The sequence below is a fragment of the Chryseobacterium sp. TQ-BC-N36 genome, assembly GCF_058382295.1.
Map to the genome: position 1 here is coordinate 2,494,763 of NZ_CM178175.1, position 17,103 is coordinate 2,511,865.

The window sequence follows — 17,103 nt, forward strand, 5'->3', positions numbered from 1 at the left end:
TTTTTGAGGTATGGCTTATAAATATGGCAGCTTTTTTATTAAATTTATTTTTTACAAAAACAGATTCTTTCTTTATGCTTCATACTCATTTTGTTCAGTCTATTGAAAAAGTTTTAAAACCGGAACAGGCAGTCATAGATGGACTTGTTTCCCATATGGAAACCAAAACTTACAGGAAGGGAGATTTCCTGTTAAAGGCTGATGAAACCTGCAGGTATTTTTATTTCATTGAAAAAGGACTGGTGAAACTGTTTTTTGATAATGGTGATAAGGATTTTATCATGACATTTTTTGCAGAAAATGCTTTTTTCGCAGAATTAAGTGGTTTTCTTACAGGACAGCCGTCAAAGTATATGATCGTTGCCCTAGAAACCACTGAGGTACTTCGTGTACACAAAGACGTCATTGAGGGATTATGTAAAAAATATCATACCGCAGAAACACTTTTCAGTAAACTTTATTCAAAAGCTCCGGTCAATATGATGGGGCGGATCAGTGAAATGCTCGAAGACGACGGAAAAAAACGCTATCATAATTTTCTGAAGCAAAGACCTGATCTTATTCAACGTATCAGCCTTGGAGATCTTGCAGATTATATTGGCATCACCCAGGTTTCTTTGAGCAGAATCAGGGCACAGAAACTTTAGAGTAAAGGAAGCCTGGAAGGGGGGAAGTTATTGAAGACCGAATATATCAACTACTTAATAGTAACTTCCAGCATCCAGCTCCCATCCTCCAGCTTCAAAAAATCTTTTCTTTTAAAATTTATCATTTGTAAAAAAAATCAGAAAAATTCCATTCTACATTTGTCACATAATTCATCAAAAACAAATATTATGTCACAAAGAATCAACGCATTTGCGATCGGAAACAAAGCGGTAAATGCCCTTCATAACATGGGATTTCAGGTACAGAATTCTTCACTGGACAATTCATTCCTGGAACTGATATATTTCAGGGTTTCCCAAATGAACGGATGTGCTTTTTGTCTGGATATGCATTCCAAAGAATTAAGAGCGAAAGGAGAAACGGAACAGAGAATATTTCTGGCAAGCGCCTGGAGAGAATGTTCATTTTATACGGATAAAGAAAAGGCCGGGTTATTATGGGCTGAAACTCTAACTGCTTTAAGTGGTAAAGAAGTGAATGATGAAATTTATTCACAGGTAAGCCATCACTTTTCTGAAACTGAAATGGTAGATCTGACCATGACTGTCATTGCTATTAACAGCTATAACAGAATAAATATTGCATTCGGGGCAGATGTAGGAGCATATCAGGTTTCTGAAAAAGCCTAATAAATGATTTTTTAAAATGTAAAAACTCAGCCTGACCGCTGAGTTTTTTATTAATTTTCTTTAAAAGTATTCACCAGTTTATCGAGATTCAGACTGCGGGCAGAGGCATCAAAAATCTCACGGTAAGTACCTTCTTTATTGTAAAGTTCATCATGAGTTCCGTTCTCTACCACTCTTCCTTTTTTCATCACATAAATGATATCAGAATCCAGAATCTGTGACAGGGAATGAGAAATAATGATGACTGTTCTTCCTTCTTTTATAGCATCCAGAGAGTTTTTGATCTGTTCTGTAGCGATGGCATCCAGGCTGGCAGTCGGTTCATCCAGAAAGATGATCGGAGGATCTTTAAGAAACAGTCTTGCAATTGCAATTCTCTGTTGCTGCCCTCCGGAAAGCTGCGTGGCATCATGCTGGTATTTCTCCGGAAGATCCATAATCTGTTCGTGCAGATAAGCTTTCTTCGCCGCCGCCTGAATTTCTTCAAAGCTTGCATCCATATCTCCATACCGGATATTATCTTCAATGCTGCCCTGGAAAATATGATTTTTCTGAAGCACCAGCCCAAGGTCGCTTCTCAGAAAAGTATTGTCATATTCATTAAGATTTACTCCATCCAATACAATCTCTCCGGAATCCGGAAGATAAAATTTACATAACAGATTAATCACTGTTGATTTTCCAGCTCCACTTAATCCTACCAGAGCGGTAGTCTTTCCGTTTTCAATTTTCATAGAAACATTATGCAATGCTTTCGTTCCGTTAGGATAAGTAAAGTCTACATCTTTTAATTCAAAAGTTCCTTTGATTTCTTTTTCAATAAAGCCTCCGTTGGGTTCAGTTTCATTGTCTGCATTTAAAATATCAAAATACCCTTCTGCATAGATCATCGCATCGTTCATATCATCATAAATTCTGTGCAATTGGCGAATAGGTGCCGAAACATTGTTAAAAAGCATGATATGAAGCATGATGGCACCAATCGTCATCTGTTGATCAAGTACCAGATATACGGTTAATAGGATAATTAGAACCACTCCAAATTGTTCAATAAAGGTTTTTAAACCATCATAAATAAAATTGGTTCTTCTGGTTACCATCTGGCTTTCCATGAGTTCCATCTGAAGATCATATTGCTTTTTTCCTTCAAATTTTTCACGAACAAAACTTTTAATAACCATTATCGAATTAATCAGATTCAACAGACCTGAGGTCTTTTTCTCCCGTTGGTTTCTGAGCTGGCGGCGTACTCCGCTTAGCTTTTTCGCCTGCAGGGAACTGATATAAAAATAAATCGGAACAATAACTGTAGAGACTATTCCTACATACATATTCTGCATGTACATAATAACAAGAGCAATGATGGCATTGGAAAACAACGGAAGAATATCAATAAAAAAATTCTGGACCAGTTTTGTTAAGCTTTCAATACCGCGATCTATTCTGATCTGCAATTTTCCGGATTCATGATTTTCATCATTAAAATAAGCAACTTTATAGGTCAGAATCTTATCAATCGCAGACTGTGCCAATACGGAACTAACATTGATCCTGATCTTCTCTCCGTAAAACTTCTGTCCGAAATTGATAAAAATATTCAACAATTCCTTTCCCAGTAAAATAATGGAAATAATAATAAGGATATGAATTCCTTCGGACATCGGATGTGGAAGATGGGTAAGCTGGGTCACTTCATCAACCGTGTATTTCAAAACAATCGGATTGACCTGTGCGGCCAAAGCCCCGAGAAATGTAAGAAAAAGTGTTCCATAAATCATAGGGCGGTAAGGTCTGATAAATGGGACAAGCTGTTTATAGATTCCGAATAAGGTAACGGTTCTGTTAAAAGGTTTAGCCATAGAAATCATTTTAAATGAAAAACGTACCGCTTTCAAAAGAAAAAGGTACGTTTTATTATCATGTTCAGCAAATAAATGCTTTATATTTTATCCTTCATACATATAAGTCGTAAGGTAATGCAGTTCTTTCCTGCTGGCTTCTTTAGACTCTGCTTCTGCCTGTTCCAGAGAATACTGGCTGTTGATCTCTTTTTTCTGGAAAACAAATGAATTGTTGGCATTTTTATCCACCACATCATTAAAAATATGCTCAATTTCAGAGTTGGCTAATGAGGCAAAACTAATATCTTCGAATCCATACATCAGTCTCAGGTCATCAAACTGTCTGAAATTTTCATCTACAAATCCTTGAAACTGTACCTTTGAGTCAAAATTACCTGCCCAGATATTATAGGCGTACTTTTTCTTTTTCGGCTTATCCAGAATGCTTTGATAAACAAAGTTTTCGCCCAGATATGCTTCTCTTACCTGCGGATCGTTCGCAAGATCTTCAGGAAGCCCTTCTTTAAGGATCTTTCCTTCAAACATAATATAGGTTTTGTTGGTAATTGCTAAGGTCTGCTGTACATTGTGATCGGTAATGAGAATTCCGATATTTTTATCTACAAGGCTTCTTACAATTTTCTGAATATCTTCGACAGCAATCGGGTCTACACCGGCAAAAGGCTCATCCAAAAGGATAAAGTTCGGGCTTGTGGCAAGGCAGCGTGCAATTTCGGTTCTACGTCTTTCTCCTCCGGAAAGAAGATCTCCTCTGTTTTTACGGACATGCTGTAAAGAAAATTCTTCGATCAGTTCATCACATTTGATCTGCTGCTCCCGTTTTGAAAGTTTAGTCAACTGCAATACTCCCATAATATTTTCCTCTACGGAAAGTTTTCTAAAAACTGAGGCTTCCTGAGCCAGATACCCGATTCCCTTTTGAGCTCTTCGGTACATGGCATCAGTAGTAATCTCCTGTTTATCCAGAAAAATTTTCCCTGAAGTGGGCTTAACCAACCCTACGATCATATAAAACGATGTGGTTTTTCCTGCTCCGTTTGGACCCAGCAAACCAACAATTTCTCCCTGTTGAACCTGTACAGAAACTCCTTTTACAACTTTTTTAGGACCGTATTCCTTGATTAAGTTTTCTCCTCGTAAAATCATAAGGCAAATATATCAAAAATATAAACTCGCGGATAGGCGAAAGAGCAAAAAGGCTAAAAGGCTAAATAACAAAAGGAGAATTGGGTGAATTTGCAGCTTTGATATACGGTTTTCAATTTTAAAGCTAAAATCTCTATAGTAGTGTACAGCCAATTTGCAATTTTGATTTTCCACTCTCTTGATTATTGTAACTTTTTATCATTTTAAACTACTTATTGTAAAACATATCAATCAATTACAAAATACTAAGCAATGGAAAATTACGGTTACACAAAAACAGAAAATGAACAAAACCAGCAAAGCGGTGTCCCTTACCGTTCAGAAAAGAAAATCCCTGCAGCTTTATTGGGAATTCTTGTAGGCTGGCTGGCTTTAAATAAATTTTATCTGGGGTATACAAAGGAGGGAATCATTCAGCTTGTTCTGAATGTTGTCACTTTAGGAGCAGCTTCTATTATTCCTTTTATCGAAGGCATTTTATATCTCTTTATGAGTGACAAACAATTTGATGACACTTATGTATATGGCAAAAAAGGCTGGCTATAAGAAATAATGAACTTAATTATAAAAAATCGGCGGTTCTGATCAGAACCGCCGATTTTTTATAATTGAATATCAGCTTATTGATTCAATAGGATAGCAGCTTCTTTGGCAAAATACGTAAAGATCATATCCGCACCAGCTCTTTTGAAACATGTTAAACTTTCAATGATCGTTTTGTCATTATCCAGCCATCCATTTTGGGCAGCAGCTTTTACCATTGCATATTCTCCACTTACATTGTATACTGCAATTGGAAGATCAATGGCTTCACGTACTTTTGAAACGATATCCAGGTAAGGAAGTCCCGGTTTGATCATGATAACATCTGCCCCTTCCTCAATATCTTTAAATACTTCATTCAAAGCTTCGCGTGAGTTGTGAAAATCCATCTGATAGGTTTTCTTATCTTTCGGAATTTCCATATTGTCTTTCGGAGCACTGTCTAAAGCACTTCTGAAAGGTCCATAGAAAGAACTTGCATATTTGGCAGCATAGCTTACAATCCCTACATCTGTAAAACCGCTTTCTTCCAATGCTTCACGGATAACCTGTACCCTTCCATCCATCATATCACTTGGTGCCACAAAGTCTGCTCCTGCTTCTGCATGGGATACAGACATTCTTGCCAGAGCATCATTGGATGCATCGTTCAGCACTTTTCCGTTTTCAATAATTCCGTCGTGTCCGTAGATTGAATAAGGATCTAAGGCGACATCAGGCATAACAATCATTCCCGGAACAGCATCTTTGATCGCTCTGATCGTATTCTGCATTAATCCGTCTTTATTCCAGGCTTCTTTTCCTGTATTGTCTTTCAGATCTTCTGACACTTTCATGTACAAATTGACTGCTTTTACTCCCAAAGAAAATAACTCCTTACATTCCTTCACTGTTAGATCTATACTGCGCCTGAAAATTCCCGGCATAGATGGGATCGCCTCCTGCTTGTTTTCGCCCTCCATTACGAAGATCGGCATTACAAAATCATCAGTTGTAAGCACATTTTCTCTTACCAGACTTCTGATAGATTCATTAACTCTAAGTCTTCTATTTCTTGAATGTATCATTTTTGGAATACTTTTTGAATAAGTTTTTACAAATTTACTACAAGTTCTGCAAAAAACTATTGTATGAAATTGCAGAATGTATTACATTTGTTATATATATTCGAGAAATTATAAATTTGATGAAAAAACTTTTACTTTTATTTCTATTTGTAGGCACTTTTGTTGGATTTTCCAACAATTTTAAAGCTCAGCTTAGAGAGCCGGGTTCCATCACTCAAAAGGCGGATGATGGTGTATTGCTTGCCTATCCAAATCCTGCAAAGGATTTCCTTATTATTAAGGCAAAAGATTCTTCTTTAAGAATCAAAAGTGTGACTTTTTATTCAATTTTGGGTATGCAGGTCGCTAACTATACTGTGAACATGAATTCCGGGGAGATCAATATTGAAAAATTGAAACCTGGGAAATATATGATTCGCTATATCTTAAGTGATAACACACAAAAAGTTACCCAAATCGTGAAACAATAAATTAAAATCCTGATAATCATCAGGATTTTTTCTTTTACATTAATTCTGTTTTAATATTTCCGTAACTTTCGGAACTTTTTAATACTAATAGTAAAAAGAACAATTTAATGCTAAAAGCTGAACATATTAAAAAGACCTATAATGCCGGAAAAAAGGTCGCACTGGATGATTTCAGCATCCATGTACCAAAAGGCAGTATTTATGGCCTTTTAGGTCCCAACGGAGCCGGAAAAACTTCTTTTATCCGCATCATTAATCAAATTACACAGGCAGACTCCGGAGATATCTATATCAATGGACAGAAACTGAATCCGAGCCATATTAAAGATATTGGCTATATGCCCGAAGAAAGAGGATTGTATAAGAACATGAGTGTCGGCGATCAGATTCTTTATTTTGGAGAATTGAAAGGGATGAGTAAAAGCGATGCCCTGAATGAAGCCAAAAAATGGTTTGAAAAGCTGAATATCGATCAATGGTGGAAAAAAAAGCTCTCTGAGCTTTCAAAAGGGATGGCTCAAAAAATACAGTTTGTAGTCACGGTTCTTCACAGGCCTCATCTTTTAATCCTTGATGAGCCCTTTTCAGGCTTCGATCCGGTAAATGCCAACTTAATCAAAGATCAGATTATTGATCTTAAAAATAACGGAACAACGATCATTCTTTCTACCCACAGAATGGAAAGTGTGGAGGAAATGTGTGATTATGTCGCCCTGATCAACAATTCCAAGAAGATTATTGACGGAAGAGTCTTTGATGTAAGAGAAAAGTTCAAGAAAAATATTTTTGGGGTTACGCTTTCTGAAGTAAGTCATGATCAGTTTGAAAGTTTCAGAAACAAGTATGATATTTTCAATTTGTCGAATGACAACAATCTTGTTTCTTTTGAGCTGAAAAATGAAGAAAGCCAGAATAATGTTCTCCTTGATCTTGTACAGGTGGGTAAAGTAAGATCATTTGACGAAAGGATTCCTAGTATGAATGAAGTGTTTATTAATGCTGTAAGTAACCATTCTTAATTTTTATGAATAATATTTTTTTAATTACCAAAAGAGAATTTCTTACCCAGGTTAAGAAAAAATCTTTCATTATATTGACGCTGCTTGCTCCCGTTATGATTATTGCTTTCGGAGCCGTAATCGGATTAATGTTTAAAGCGAATGAGTCACACAGTATTATAGAAGTTGTTGATAAAAGCGGATTGTTTACCAATCAGCTGAAATCCAATGATCAGTTAAATTACGTTTTTGTTTCTGCTGCCGACGAAAAATCAAAGATCAACAATCTGAAAGGAAATGAATCCCTGGACGGTATTCTGATCCTGCCTGAGCTGAAAAATCAGAATTTTGATGAGCTTGAAAAGGATACCAGATTGGTCATCAACAGCAAAATAGGATTTGACACAAAACAGAGAATTGTTTCTGATATCAGCAATGTTGTAAAAAAAGAAAAAATCAAGCAGCTGGGCATTCAGGAAACCCAGTTAATTAATCTGGATAAAGGCTTTACTTTAAAAACCATCAACGTTACAGACAACAACAAAGAGGATTCTGATCTTGTTTTTGGGGTTAAATCAGGGCTGAGTATGGTACTGATGTATGTCACTTTTATGTTCATCATTATTTATGGAGTAAGAGTAATGCGAAGTGTTCTGGAAGAGAAAAATAACCGCGTTGTGGAAATCATCATTTCTTCTGTAAAACCTTTTGAACTGATGATGGGGAAAATTCTGGGGGTAACGATGGTAGCGCTTACACAGTTTGTTATCTGGATTACCATGTCTGTCATAGGAGCATTGGTATTAAATACAGGATTCTCACCTCTTCAGAGAAATATTCCTGGCGGAAATGAAGAACTTGCCAATAAACTGGACGTAGGACAGCTTGCTACCCAGATTTCTCACAGTTTACTGGAGCTGAACTTTCCGTTGATTATCTTTGTATTTATTGTTTTTTTCCTTTTAGGATATATCTTTTACAGCTCTATTTATGCAGCCATCGGCTCTGCTGTGGATAACGAAACAGAGACGCAGCAGTTTACTTTATTTGCGATTTTACCATTAACATTAGGCATGTATGGAAGTTTTACATTGATGAATAATCCAGATGGTCCCTTAGGTTTCTGGCTGTCCATTATTCCGTTTACTTCACCGGTAGCCATGATCGCAAGAATTCCGTTTGGTGTTCCTGCATGGCAGATTGCATTATCTATTGTATTATTGCTGGGAACTACTGTTTTCATGATCTTCCTGGCAGGAAAAATCTATCGTGTAGGTATTTTGATGTACGGAAATAAGGCTACATTAAAAGAACTTTGGAAGTGGATTAAAGGATAATAAAGCGAAAATATAAAGGGAAAAATTGCTGAGAAATCCAATTGTGCCCGTTGATAAAAATAAAATAACAAAAAAACCGGAAACTGAGTTTCCGGTTTTTTTTATTTTGAAATATTCTATTTGAATATATAGCTTAAAGTAAGAGCGATTACCTGTTCTGATTTTTTCTTATCTGTACCTCCCTTTTCTTTCACAAGACCTGGGTAGGTGTCTGATAAACCTAAATCATATTTTAAAGCTAATTCAAGCTGCCTCTTATAGCTGTATCCTATACCAAGTCCGAGTCCCCAGTTAAAGCTTTTTGCTTTTCCGTTTACTCCCGGTGGCTGTGTAGGATCAGTAACATCCGGATCATAGTAAGGTCTTCCTATAGGAGCATTCTTAACATCCTGACTCACTAAAAAGTTAAATCTAGGACCTATTAATCCAAAGAATTCCGATTCAGCTTCTGAAAAGTATCCTTTAAAATAAAGGGGTACACTCAGATAATTATTGGCATATACTGCATCATAACCATCTTTTCCTTTAGCATCTTTATCTTTTCCGGTTTCTCCTGCGCCATAATACAGTACTTCCGGCTGAATAAAGAATTGGTTTGCCTTCCCTACGGGGATCAAAGCCAAAGCTCCACCTTGAAAGGTGTATCTAGGGCCAGAGGGATTGTGGGCATTTGCTACTCTTGAGTAGTTTAAACCTGCTGTAAGACCGAATCTTGTATTATTCCATTGCACCTGTGCAAAGGATAAAGCAGAAAAAGTCAAAGCTGAGGCCAATAAAAGTTTTTTCATATGGTGTGATTTTATGTTATCCTAGAACTTTTGCTACAGTAGCACCGATATCAGCTGGAGAATCTACTACGTTGATACCGTTTTCTCTCATGATTTCCATTTTTGCCTGAGCTGTATCTTCAGCACCACCTACGATGGCACCTGCGTGTCCCATGGTTCTTCCTTTTGGAGCAGTTTGTCCGGCGATGAATCCTACAACCGGCTTAGTAGATCCGCTTGCTTTGTACCATCTTGCAGCTTCCGCTTCAAGACCTCCACCGATTTCACCGATCATTACAACAGCTTCAGTTTCAGGGTCGTTGATAAATAGCTCTAATGCTTCTCTGGTAGTTGTTCCGATGATTGGGTCTCCACCGATACCGATTGCAGTAGAAATACCGTAACCAGCTCTTACAACCTGATCAGCAGCTTCGTAAGTAAGGGTACCTGATTTTGAAACGATACCTACTTTACCTTTTTTGAAAACGAAACCTGGCATAATACCAATTTTAGCTTCTTCAGAAGTAATGATTCCAGGGCAGTTTGGTCCGATTAATCTGCAGTCTCTGTCAGCGATGTAAGATTTTACTTTTACCATATCAGCTACAGGAATACCTTCAGTAATACATACGATTACTTTAATCCCTGCTTCAGCAGCTTCCATAATAGCGTCTGCTGCGAATGCCGGTGGTACGAAAATGATACTTACGTTGGCTCCTGCTTTTTCAACAGCGTCAGCTACTGTATTGAATACCGGCTTTCCTAAGTGCTCGCTTCCTCCTTTTCCTGGAGTAACACCACCTACTACGTTTGTTCCGTATTCAATCATCTGACCAGCGTGGAAAGTTCCTTCGTTCCCTGTAAATCCTTGTACAATTACTTTAGAATCTTTGTTTACTAAAATTGACATTTTATTGTTGTTTTAATTTATTTATTATTTTATTAATGCTCACAAATTTACTTAAATTTCTTTGATTTCAGATAAAACCTTTGGAATTGTTTATTTGAGATTTCTCAGCTTTACTTCTTTTTTCAGATAGCTTTTAAAATCTTCTGCAAACAGACCGATGTATGTTCCTTTTTTAAGATCTTTATTAACGCCGGATTTAGCCAGTAAAACGGTCCCTTTCTCAATGGTAAGACCGGAGGCAATTCCTACCTGTCCCCACATGGTTACTTCATCTTCAATGATACAGCATCCTGCAATTCCCACCTGAGAAGCGATAAGACACTTTTTCCCGATCACAGTATCATGGCCGATCTGAATCAGGTTATCCAAAACAGATCCCTCTCCAATCACGGTAGAATCTGTAACACCTCTGTCGATGGTACAGTTATTACCAATTTCCACATTGTTTTCAATCACCACATTTCCGACTGAAACCAGACGGTCAAAATTTCCATTCAGTTTTCTGTAGTAGAAAGCATCTCCACCGATAACAGTACCGGATTGGATAATCACATTATCTCCGATTTCTGTACGGTCTCCAATCACAACATTGGGGAAGATAAGGGTATTTTTTCCGATTTTAACATTGTTTCCAATGACTGCAGAAGGGTGAATCCTGGTACCTTCACCTATTTCAACATCATGAAGTTCTTCTGTAAAGTTATATATTCTGGTGAAATGAGTATTGATTTTATTAAAGTCTCTGAAAGGATCATCAGAAACCAAAAGTGCCTTACCTTCAGGACATTCTACTTCCTTATCAATTAAAATAATAGTCGCTGCAGAGTTTAATGCTTTGTCATAATATTTAGGATGGTTCACAAAAACGATATCACCTGGTTTTACCATGTGAATTTCATTGGTTCCCAATACTTCAAAATCTTCAGGCCCTACAAATGCTGAGCCTATTAAATCTGCAATGGTTTTAAGCTTTTGCGGAGAATGGAATCTCATAACAATAGATTTTCTTATAAAACAAAATTCGGAGTGCTGATGCAAACCGAATTTATGTAAATTTTATTTATTCTTTTACTCTTTCTAAATAGCTACCGTCTTCAGTGCTTACTTTAATTCTGTCTCCCGGTTCAATGAACAAAGGAACCATTACTCTTGCTCCTGTTTCAACGATTGCGTTTTTAAGAGCATTGGTTGCAGTATTCCCTTTCACACCCGGATCAGCTTCGATAACATCAAGGTATACTGATTGTGGAAGTTCAGCAGAAAGTGGAGTTTCATCAGCTTCTTTCAAAATGATTGTTACTTCTTCACCAGCTTTCATAAACTGAGAGTTCTCGATCATTTCTTTGTTGATATATAATTGAGAGAAGTCATCATTGTTCATGAAGTGAAATCCGTTCTCATCATCATACAGATACTGGAATTTTCTGGTAATTACTTTTACTTCATCAATCTTGTGTCCTGCAGAGAAAGTATTATCTATTACTTTACCGTTAGTTACTGACTTTAATTTTGTTCTTACGAAAGCAGGTCCTTTTCCTGGTTTTACGTGAAGAAATTCGATTACTTTATAAATATCATTGCTGTACTCAATGCACAGCCCTTTTCTGATATCGTTACTTGTTGCCATTAATATGTAAATATTTATTTTCTTTTATTAAACTGTATCCCCTGCCCCTGCTGCTGCATCCTGTTAAATGTATTATTATTGAATGTATTCACATTGTTATTCAATCGAATGACATTCATCTGAATATCAGATTTATACTGATCAGTTGTTCCTAAAATTGAACTTCCGGTATTTTTCTGTTTCAGAATACCATTTAAATTATTCTTTGCAATACTATCATTAGACTCTTCAGAAAGCTTCCTTTCTATGGTGAAAGGTTTTTCTTTTTTTACTCTTTCAGACTTTTCTGTTTGTTGTCCGGACAAAAAAGATATTGAAGAAAGTGCCATAAGTAAGATTAAACTTTTCATGGTATGATAGTATTTGTTATTCAGTTATTCTCTATCCTTTCCGGTTCCGTATCCTTTTACGATACCTCGCGGTGAGTTTTGAATGAACTGCAGAATCTCATCTCTTTCAGCGGTTGGAAGCATTTCTTTTTCAATATGGGAAATTGCCTGGGAAACATTCATTTTCATCTGGAAGATTGCTCTGTAGATTTTCTGGATTTCGAAGATTTTCTCATTGGTAAATCCTCTTCTCCTTAAACCAACAGAATTGATCCCTGCATAGGACATTGGTTCTCTCGCTACTTTTACATAAGGTGGAATATCTTTTCTTACCAGGGTACCTCCGGAAATCATGACATGTTTCCCGATTTTACCAAATTGGTGAACAGCAGATAAACCTCCCATTACTGTATAATCTCCAATCTCCACATGTCCTGCAATACCACAACCGTTTACGATGATAACGTGGTCTCCGATGACACAGTCGTGTGCTATATGCGAAGTAGCCATGATAAGACAGTTGGCACCTATTTTAGTATATCCCAGGGCTTTTGTTCCCCTGTTTACCGTAACACACTCTCTGATTGTTGTATCGTCTCCGATAATTACCTGTGTATCTTCGCCATCGAATTTCAGATCCTGAGGAATCGCAGAAATTACTGTCCCCGGGAAGATCCTGCAGTTTTTCCCTATTCTTGCTCCATCCATGATGGTAACATTAGGACCGATCCAGGTTCCTTCTCCGATTTCCACATCTCCTGCAATTGTAGTGAAAGGTTCTACAATTACATTTTTGCTGATTTTCGCACGTTTATCTACGGCTGCTAATTGATGAATCATTTAATCAACTTTATTTTTTGCAACTTGAGCCATAAGCTCTGCTTCTACTGCTACGGTATCGCCTACATATCCATACCCCTGCATATGAACAATTCCTCTTCTGATTGGCTCTATCAATTCAATTTTGAATATAAGCGTATCTCCGGGAATTACTTTTCTTTTGAATTTTACCTTATCGATTTTGATGAAATAGGTAGAATAGTTTTCAGGATCCGGAACACTTGCCAGTACAAGAATACCTCCTGTCTGTGCTAATGCTTCTACCTGAAGAACTCCGGGCATTACAGGTTCTTTAGGGAAGTGCCCAACGAAGAAAGGCTCATTCATGGTTACATTTTTCAGTCCTACTACATGAGAATCTGAAAGTTCAAGAACTTTATCGATCAATAAGAACGGCGGTCTATGCGGCATAAGCTTCATAATTCCGTTGATGTCAAATACCGGCTCTTTCGTCAGATCAAAATCCGGAACATTTTTCTTTTTCTGCAATTTCCACTGGCGGTTTAGTTTTTTGGCAAACTGGGTATTCACATAGTGTCCCGGTTTGTTGGCAATAACTTTACCTTTTATTTTTACTCCTGCCAAAGCAAGATCACCGATTACATCCAGTAATTTGTGTCTCGCAGCTTCGTTAGGATAATTTAAATTAAGATTGTCGAGAATACCGTTCGGTCTGATTGATACATTATCTTTTCCAAAGGCTTTCTTTAATTTTTCTGTTGTTTCAGGTGTAAGATCTTTATCCACATATACGATGGCATTGGAAATATCTCCACCTTTGATCAGCCCATGATCCAAAAGCATTTCCAATTCATGCAGGAAACTGAAAGTTCTTGCGGATGAGATTTCATCTTTAAATTCTGAAATATTTTTAAGAGTGGCATTCTGGGTCCCTAATACTTTAGTCCCAAAATCCACCATTGTCGTTACTTCGTAAGTATCTGAAGGAATGATTGTAATTTCCGAACCTGTAGCCGGATCACTGTAAGTAAGAACTTCTTTTACCACAAGATATTCTCTTGCTATGCTCTGTTCTGTTACTCCTACACTTTCTATAGCTTCCACAAAATATTTTGAAGATCCATCCAGAATAGGAGGTTCAGAGGCATCCATTTCTAAAATGGCGTTGTCAATATCACAACCGACAAGGGCTGCTAAAAGGTGTTCGCAAGTGGTAATTTTTACCCCTAATTTTTCTAATGTAGTTCCTCTTTCCGTTGCTACAACATAGTTTACATCTGCTTCTACCTGTGGATGTCCCTCCAGGTCTGTTCTTACAAATACAAAACCTGTATTTTCCTTGGCAGGTTTAATGGTAAGTTTTACTTCTTTACCCGTGTGAAGACCAATTCCAGAAAGAGTTACCTCTTGCTGAAGTGTTTTTTGCATATCACTCATTAGTATTATCTTTTGAGTTATTCTCAAGATTATTTATTCTACTTACTATTCCAGGCAGATTCCTGAAATGAACATAGCTTCTCAAATAGTCGTTATAGCTGATGGCCGGTGAACCATACAGTGTTTCTCTATCATTAACGCTGGAATTCACACCGCTCTGAGCCTGAATTTTCACCTGATTTCCAATTTTAATATGCCCTACAACTCCTACCTGGCCGCCAATCTGGTTCCAGTCACCAATTGTAGTAGAACCTGCGATTCCTGCCTGGGCTGCAATCACATTATTCTGACCTATTTTCACATTGTGGGCAATCTGGATCAGGTTATCAATTTTAGTTCCTTTTCCTATAACGGTAGAGCCTATTGTAGCCCTGTCAATACTGCAGTTTGAACCGATCTCAACATCATCTTCAATAATTACATTTCCAAGCTGCGGTATTTTTTTGAAACCTTCGGCTGTCGGCTGGAAGCCAAAACCATCACCACCAATAACCGTATTGGAATGAATCACACAATTATCTCCTATGATACAATAGTCATAAATTCTGGCACCACTGTCTATTTTACAGTTTTTACCAATTTTTACTCCCTTTCCAATATATACATGTGGGTAGATCTGTGATCCTTCCCCGATCTTAGCTTTTTCCGAAACATAGGTAAATGCTCCAATATAAGCTTTATCTCCTATTATAGCTGTATCGTGTATGGATGAACCATTTTCAATACCTTCTTTTCTCCCCTGCATTTCCTGGTATAGATTCATCAGAACCTGAAAAGAAAGATAGGCATCTTTTACAACGATTAAGGTAGGGTTATAGTGATTTTTCTCGAGAAGTTTTTCCGAAACGATGATAACTGAACATTTTGAGGTATTCAAAAAATGAGAAAACCGATCTTGTGCTATAAAAGAAAGATGTCCTGATTCCCCATTTTCAATTGGTGAAACCCCTGTAATAAGCGCATTCTCGTCACCTATTATTTTTCCGTCAATAAAACTTGCAATTTGCGAAGCTGTAAATTCCATATTCTGCAAAGATAAGAAATTCTATAATTTGCAAACACGTTTTAGTTTCAGATCGTAAATTTTAATATTCTTTAAGAATCCAGTCCGGACATATCTCTTGGAAACATAAGGATATAGCGGGTTGTCTTGTTCACCATCAACCCTGATAAAAGCTGGTCTTCTGACTCATGCAGCCTTGTTCTTTTACCATTTTTATGCAACAAATAGATAGGCTGCTTTTCCGCATGATAAGGAAGTAATTTTCTTTTTATTTCATGAACCAATTCATGGCCATTATCAATTCCGAAAAATTTATTGACATTTTTCACTTTTTCATCAATTATTTCCGCTTTGAACGGATGTGATGAAATGATTGTTTTGGGTAAATTTCTCTGAATTACACATTTACACCAATAGGACAGCACAAAATCATCGGAATTCTGCCATTCTTTCATTGCCTGGATGACATCATTGTCATCAAGCCTGGTAAATCTTTCTATATCTTCATCCGTTGCCGCACTTTTCTCCCTACATAAAAAATATTTCAGATGATCCGTCGCTGGAAGCTCCATGCCTTGAGAAATCAGATATTTTGCTCTTTCGAGGATTTTAACCAAAAGAAACTCTGCCAATGCAGAAGTTTTGTGATAGTAGACCTGCCAGTACATAAACATTCTGGCTGTCAGAAAATTTTCAATAGAATAAATCCCTTTTGCATCAATCACCAGTTCGCCTTCTTCACAGACATTCATCATGGAAATAATTCTCTGGGTATTTATATTCCCTTCTGATACTCCGGTAAAAAAGCTGTCTCTTTTCAGATAATCCAAACGGTCAACATCCAGTTGGGAAGAGATGAGTTGGTTGAAAAATTTTCTGTGGTACTTTCCCTGAAACATTTCAATGGCCATGGAAAGCTCTCCTTTAAATTCTTCATTCAGTTTATTCATCAGCAATAAAGAAAGGTTTTCGTGATGCCAGTCATCCATCAGCATGCTTTCCAGCGCATGTGAAAACGGACCATGACCAATATCATGCATCAGAATAGCCAGCATTGCTCCTTTTTCTTCTTCCTCAGAAATTTTCACGCCTTTCTGTTTCAATGTTTCCAGGGCTGTAAACATCAAATGCATTGCTCCAAGGGCATGATGAAACCTTGTATGGGTTGCTCCTGGAAATATCAGGTTCAAAAGTCCGGTCTGTCCGATTCTTCTTAATCTCTGAAAGTAAGGATGCTCAATGATATCAAATAAAATTTCGTGTGGAATTTTGATAAATCCGTGAACAGGATCGTTGATGATTTTTAGCTTATTCTGCATTGAAACTTCAGTATTAGTAAACAAAGTTAGGCATTTTAAAGTTTAGCATTTTATTAAATTACTATTAAAAGATGGCCACACGGCCATCACACCCATCATCTTTTCTGCAAATGACCTTCTTACCGGCTTTCAGAAATTACCCAAACGCCTGTATCTTTAATCCAATTTTTTGAAAACCTTTGTATCTGT

At 37.1% G+C, this 17,103-nt stretch carries 17 protein-coding genes and 1 pseudogene; 6 read left to right on the forward strand and 12 right to left on the reverse strand.

The features are described 5' to 3' along the window. Positions 1-23: 23 nt before the first annotated feature. Both AC3FI7_RS11100 and AC3FI7_RS11105 read left to right on the forward strand, forming a co-directional pair. Positions 24-647, forward strand: coding sequence for a Crp/Fnr family transcriptional regulator (locus AC3FI7_RS11100; protein ID WP_142724832.1), 624 nt, complete (start codon positions 24-26; stop codon positions 645-647). A 189-nt stretch (positions 648-836) separates the two neighbouring features. Further along, a complete protein-coding gene (locus AC3FI7_RS11105) occupies positions 837-1,298 on the forward strand; it encodes a carboxymuconolactone decarboxylase family protein (protein ID WP_491462041.1) in 462 nt (153 codons plus the stop codon). Between the two features lie 50 nt (positions 1,299-1,348). On the opposite strand, the gene AC3FI7_RS11110 is transcribed toward AC3FI7_RS11105, so the two are convergent. Together AC3FI7_RS11110 and lptB are read right to left on the reverse strand one after the other, a co-directional pair. Beyond that, the gene (locus AC3FI7_RS11110) at positions 1,349-3,076 is read right to left on the reverse strand and encodes an ABC transporter ATP-binding protein (RefSeq protein WP_142725006.1); all 1,728 of its coding nucleotides are present in this window, start codon (positions 3,074-3,076) and stop codon (positions 1,349-1,351) included. Between the two features lie 504 nt (positions 3,077-3,580). Beyond that, positions 3,581-4,306 (reverse strand): annotated as a pseudogene (gene lptB, locus AC3FI7_RS11115) (LPS export ABC transporter ATP-binding protein); the annotation flags it as partial. A gap of 252 nt (positions 4,307-4,558) precedes the next feature. Between lptB and AC3FI7_RS11120 the strand changes: the two are divergent. Next, on the forward strand, positions 4,559-4,852 hold the full coding sequence (locus AC3FI7_RS11120; protein ID WP_142724835.1) for a TM2 domain-containing protein: 294 nt from the start codon (positions 4,559-4,561) through the stop codon (positions 4,850-4,852). 74 nt (positions 4,853-4,926) lie between these two features. On the opposite strand, the gene hemB is transcribed toward AC3FI7_RS11120, so the two are convergent. Beyond that, positions 4,927-5,916, reverse strand: coding sequence for a porphobilinogen synthase (gene hemB / locus AC3FI7_RS11125; RefSeq protein WP_491462042.1), 990 nt, complete (start codon positions 5,914-5,916; stop codon positions 4,927-4,929). Between the two features lie 119 nt (positions 5,917-6,035). On the opposite strand from hemB, the gene AC3FI7_RS11130 reads away from it, so the two are divergent. The 3 genes from AC3FI7_RS11130 to AC3FI7_RS11140 all read left to right on the forward strand — a co-directional run bounded on the left by AC3FI7_RS11130 (position 6,036) and on the right by AC3FI7_RS11140 (position 8,721). Continuing rightward, complete coding sequence (locus AC3FI7_RS11130; protein ID WP_002977152.1) at positions 6,036-6,386, forward strand: T9SS type A sorting domain-containing protein; 351 nt, start codon at positions 6,036-6,038, stop codon at positions 6,384-6,386. A gap of 107 nt (positions 6,387-6,493) precedes the next feature. Further along, positions 6,494-7,405, forward strand: coding sequence for an ABC transporter ATP-binding protein (locus AC3FI7_RS11135; protein WP_291898854.1), 912 nt, complete (start codon positions 6,494-6,496; stop codon positions 7,403-7,405). A gap of 5 nt (positions 7,406-7,410) precedes the next feature. Further along, the gene (locus AC3FI7_RS11140) at positions 7,411-8,721 is read left to right on the forward strand and encodes an ABC transporter permease (protein ID WP_343659469.1); all 1,311 of its coding nucleotides are present in this window, start codon (positions 7,411-7,413) and stop codon (positions 8,719-8,721) included. Between the two features lie 116 nt (positions 8,722-8,837). Here the strand turns inward: AC3FI7_RS11140 and AC3FI7_RS11145 are convergent, their stop codons facing one another. The 9 genes from AC3FI7_RS11145 to AC3FI7_RS11185 all read right to left on the reverse strand — a co-directional run bounded on the left by AC3FI7_RS11145 (position 8,838) and on the right by AC3FI7_RS11185 (position 16,914). Next, positions 8,838-9,509 (reverse strand): porin family protein, encoded by a 672-nt coding sequence (locus tag AC3FI7_RS11145; protein WP_142724839.1) that lies wholly within the window; start codon positions 9,507-9,509, stop codon positions 8,838-8,840. Positions 9,510-9,525: 16 nt separating this feature from the next. Continuing rightward, complete coding sequence (gene sucD, locus AC3FI7_RS11150) at positions 9,526-10,398, reverse strand: succinate--CoA ligase subunit alpha (RefSeq protein ID WP_034735515.1); 873 nt, start codon at positions 10,396-10,398, stop codon at positions 9,526-9,528. 90 nt (positions 10,399-10,488) lie between these two features. After that, the gene (locus tag AC3FI7_RS11155; RefSeq protein ID WP_142724840.1) at positions 10,489-11,391 is read right to left on the reverse strand and encodes a UDP-3-O-(3-hydroxymyristoyl)glucosamine N-acyltransferase; all 903 of its coding nucleotides are present in this window, start codon (positions 11,389-11,391) and stop codon (positions 10,489-10,491) included. Positions 11,392-11,458: 67 nt separating this feature from the next. Beyond that, entirely contained in the window at positions 11,459-12,025 is a 567-nt protein-coding gene (gene efp, locus AC3FI7_RS11160; protein WP_002977139.1) for an elongation factor P, read from the reverse strand. Between the two features lie 14 nt (positions 12,026-12,039). After that, on the reverse strand, positions 12,040-12,375 hold the full coding sequence (locus AC3FI7_RS11165) for a hypothetical protein (protein ID WP_228451268.1): 336 nt from the start codon (positions 12,373-12,375) through the stop codon (positions 12,040-12,042). A 24-nt stretch (positions 12,376-12,399) separates the two neighbouring features. Next, the gene (gene lpxA, locus AC3FI7_RS11170) at positions 12,400-13,194 is read right to left on the reverse strand and encodes an acyl-ACP--UDP-N-acetylglucosamine O-acyltransferase (protein ID WP_002977135.1); all 795 of its coding nucleotides are present in this window, start codon (positions 13,192-13,194) and stop codon (positions 12,400-12,402) included. After that, positions 13,195-14,592, reverse strand: a complete 1,398-nt coding sequence (locus AC3FI7_RS11175) for a bifunctional UDP-3-O-[3-hydroxymyristoyl] N-acetylglucosamine deacetylase/3-hydroxyacyl-ACP dehydratase (RefSeq protein ID WP_142724841.1) — start codon at positions 14,590-14,592, stop codon at positions 13,195-13,197. Then, positions 14,585-15,616: a UDP-3-O-(3-hydroxymyristoyl)glucosamine N-acyltransferase gene (gene lpxD, locus AC3FI7_RS11180; RefSeq protein WP_142724842.1), complete on the reverse strand. Its 1,032-nt coding sequence runs from the start codon at positions 15,614-15,616 to the stop codon at positions 14,585-14,587. The genes AC3FI7_RS11175 and lpxD overlap by 8 nt, the downstream gene beginning before the upstream one ends. Positions 15,617-15,687: 71 nt before the next feature. Further along, positions 15,688-16,914 (reverse strand): HD domain-containing protein, encoded by a 1,227-nt coding sequence (locus tag AC3FI7_RS11185; RefSeq protein WP_491462092.1) that lies wholly within the window; start codon positions 16,912-16,914, stop codon positions 15,688-15,690. Between the last annotated feature and the right edge of the window lie 189 nt (positions 16,915-17,103).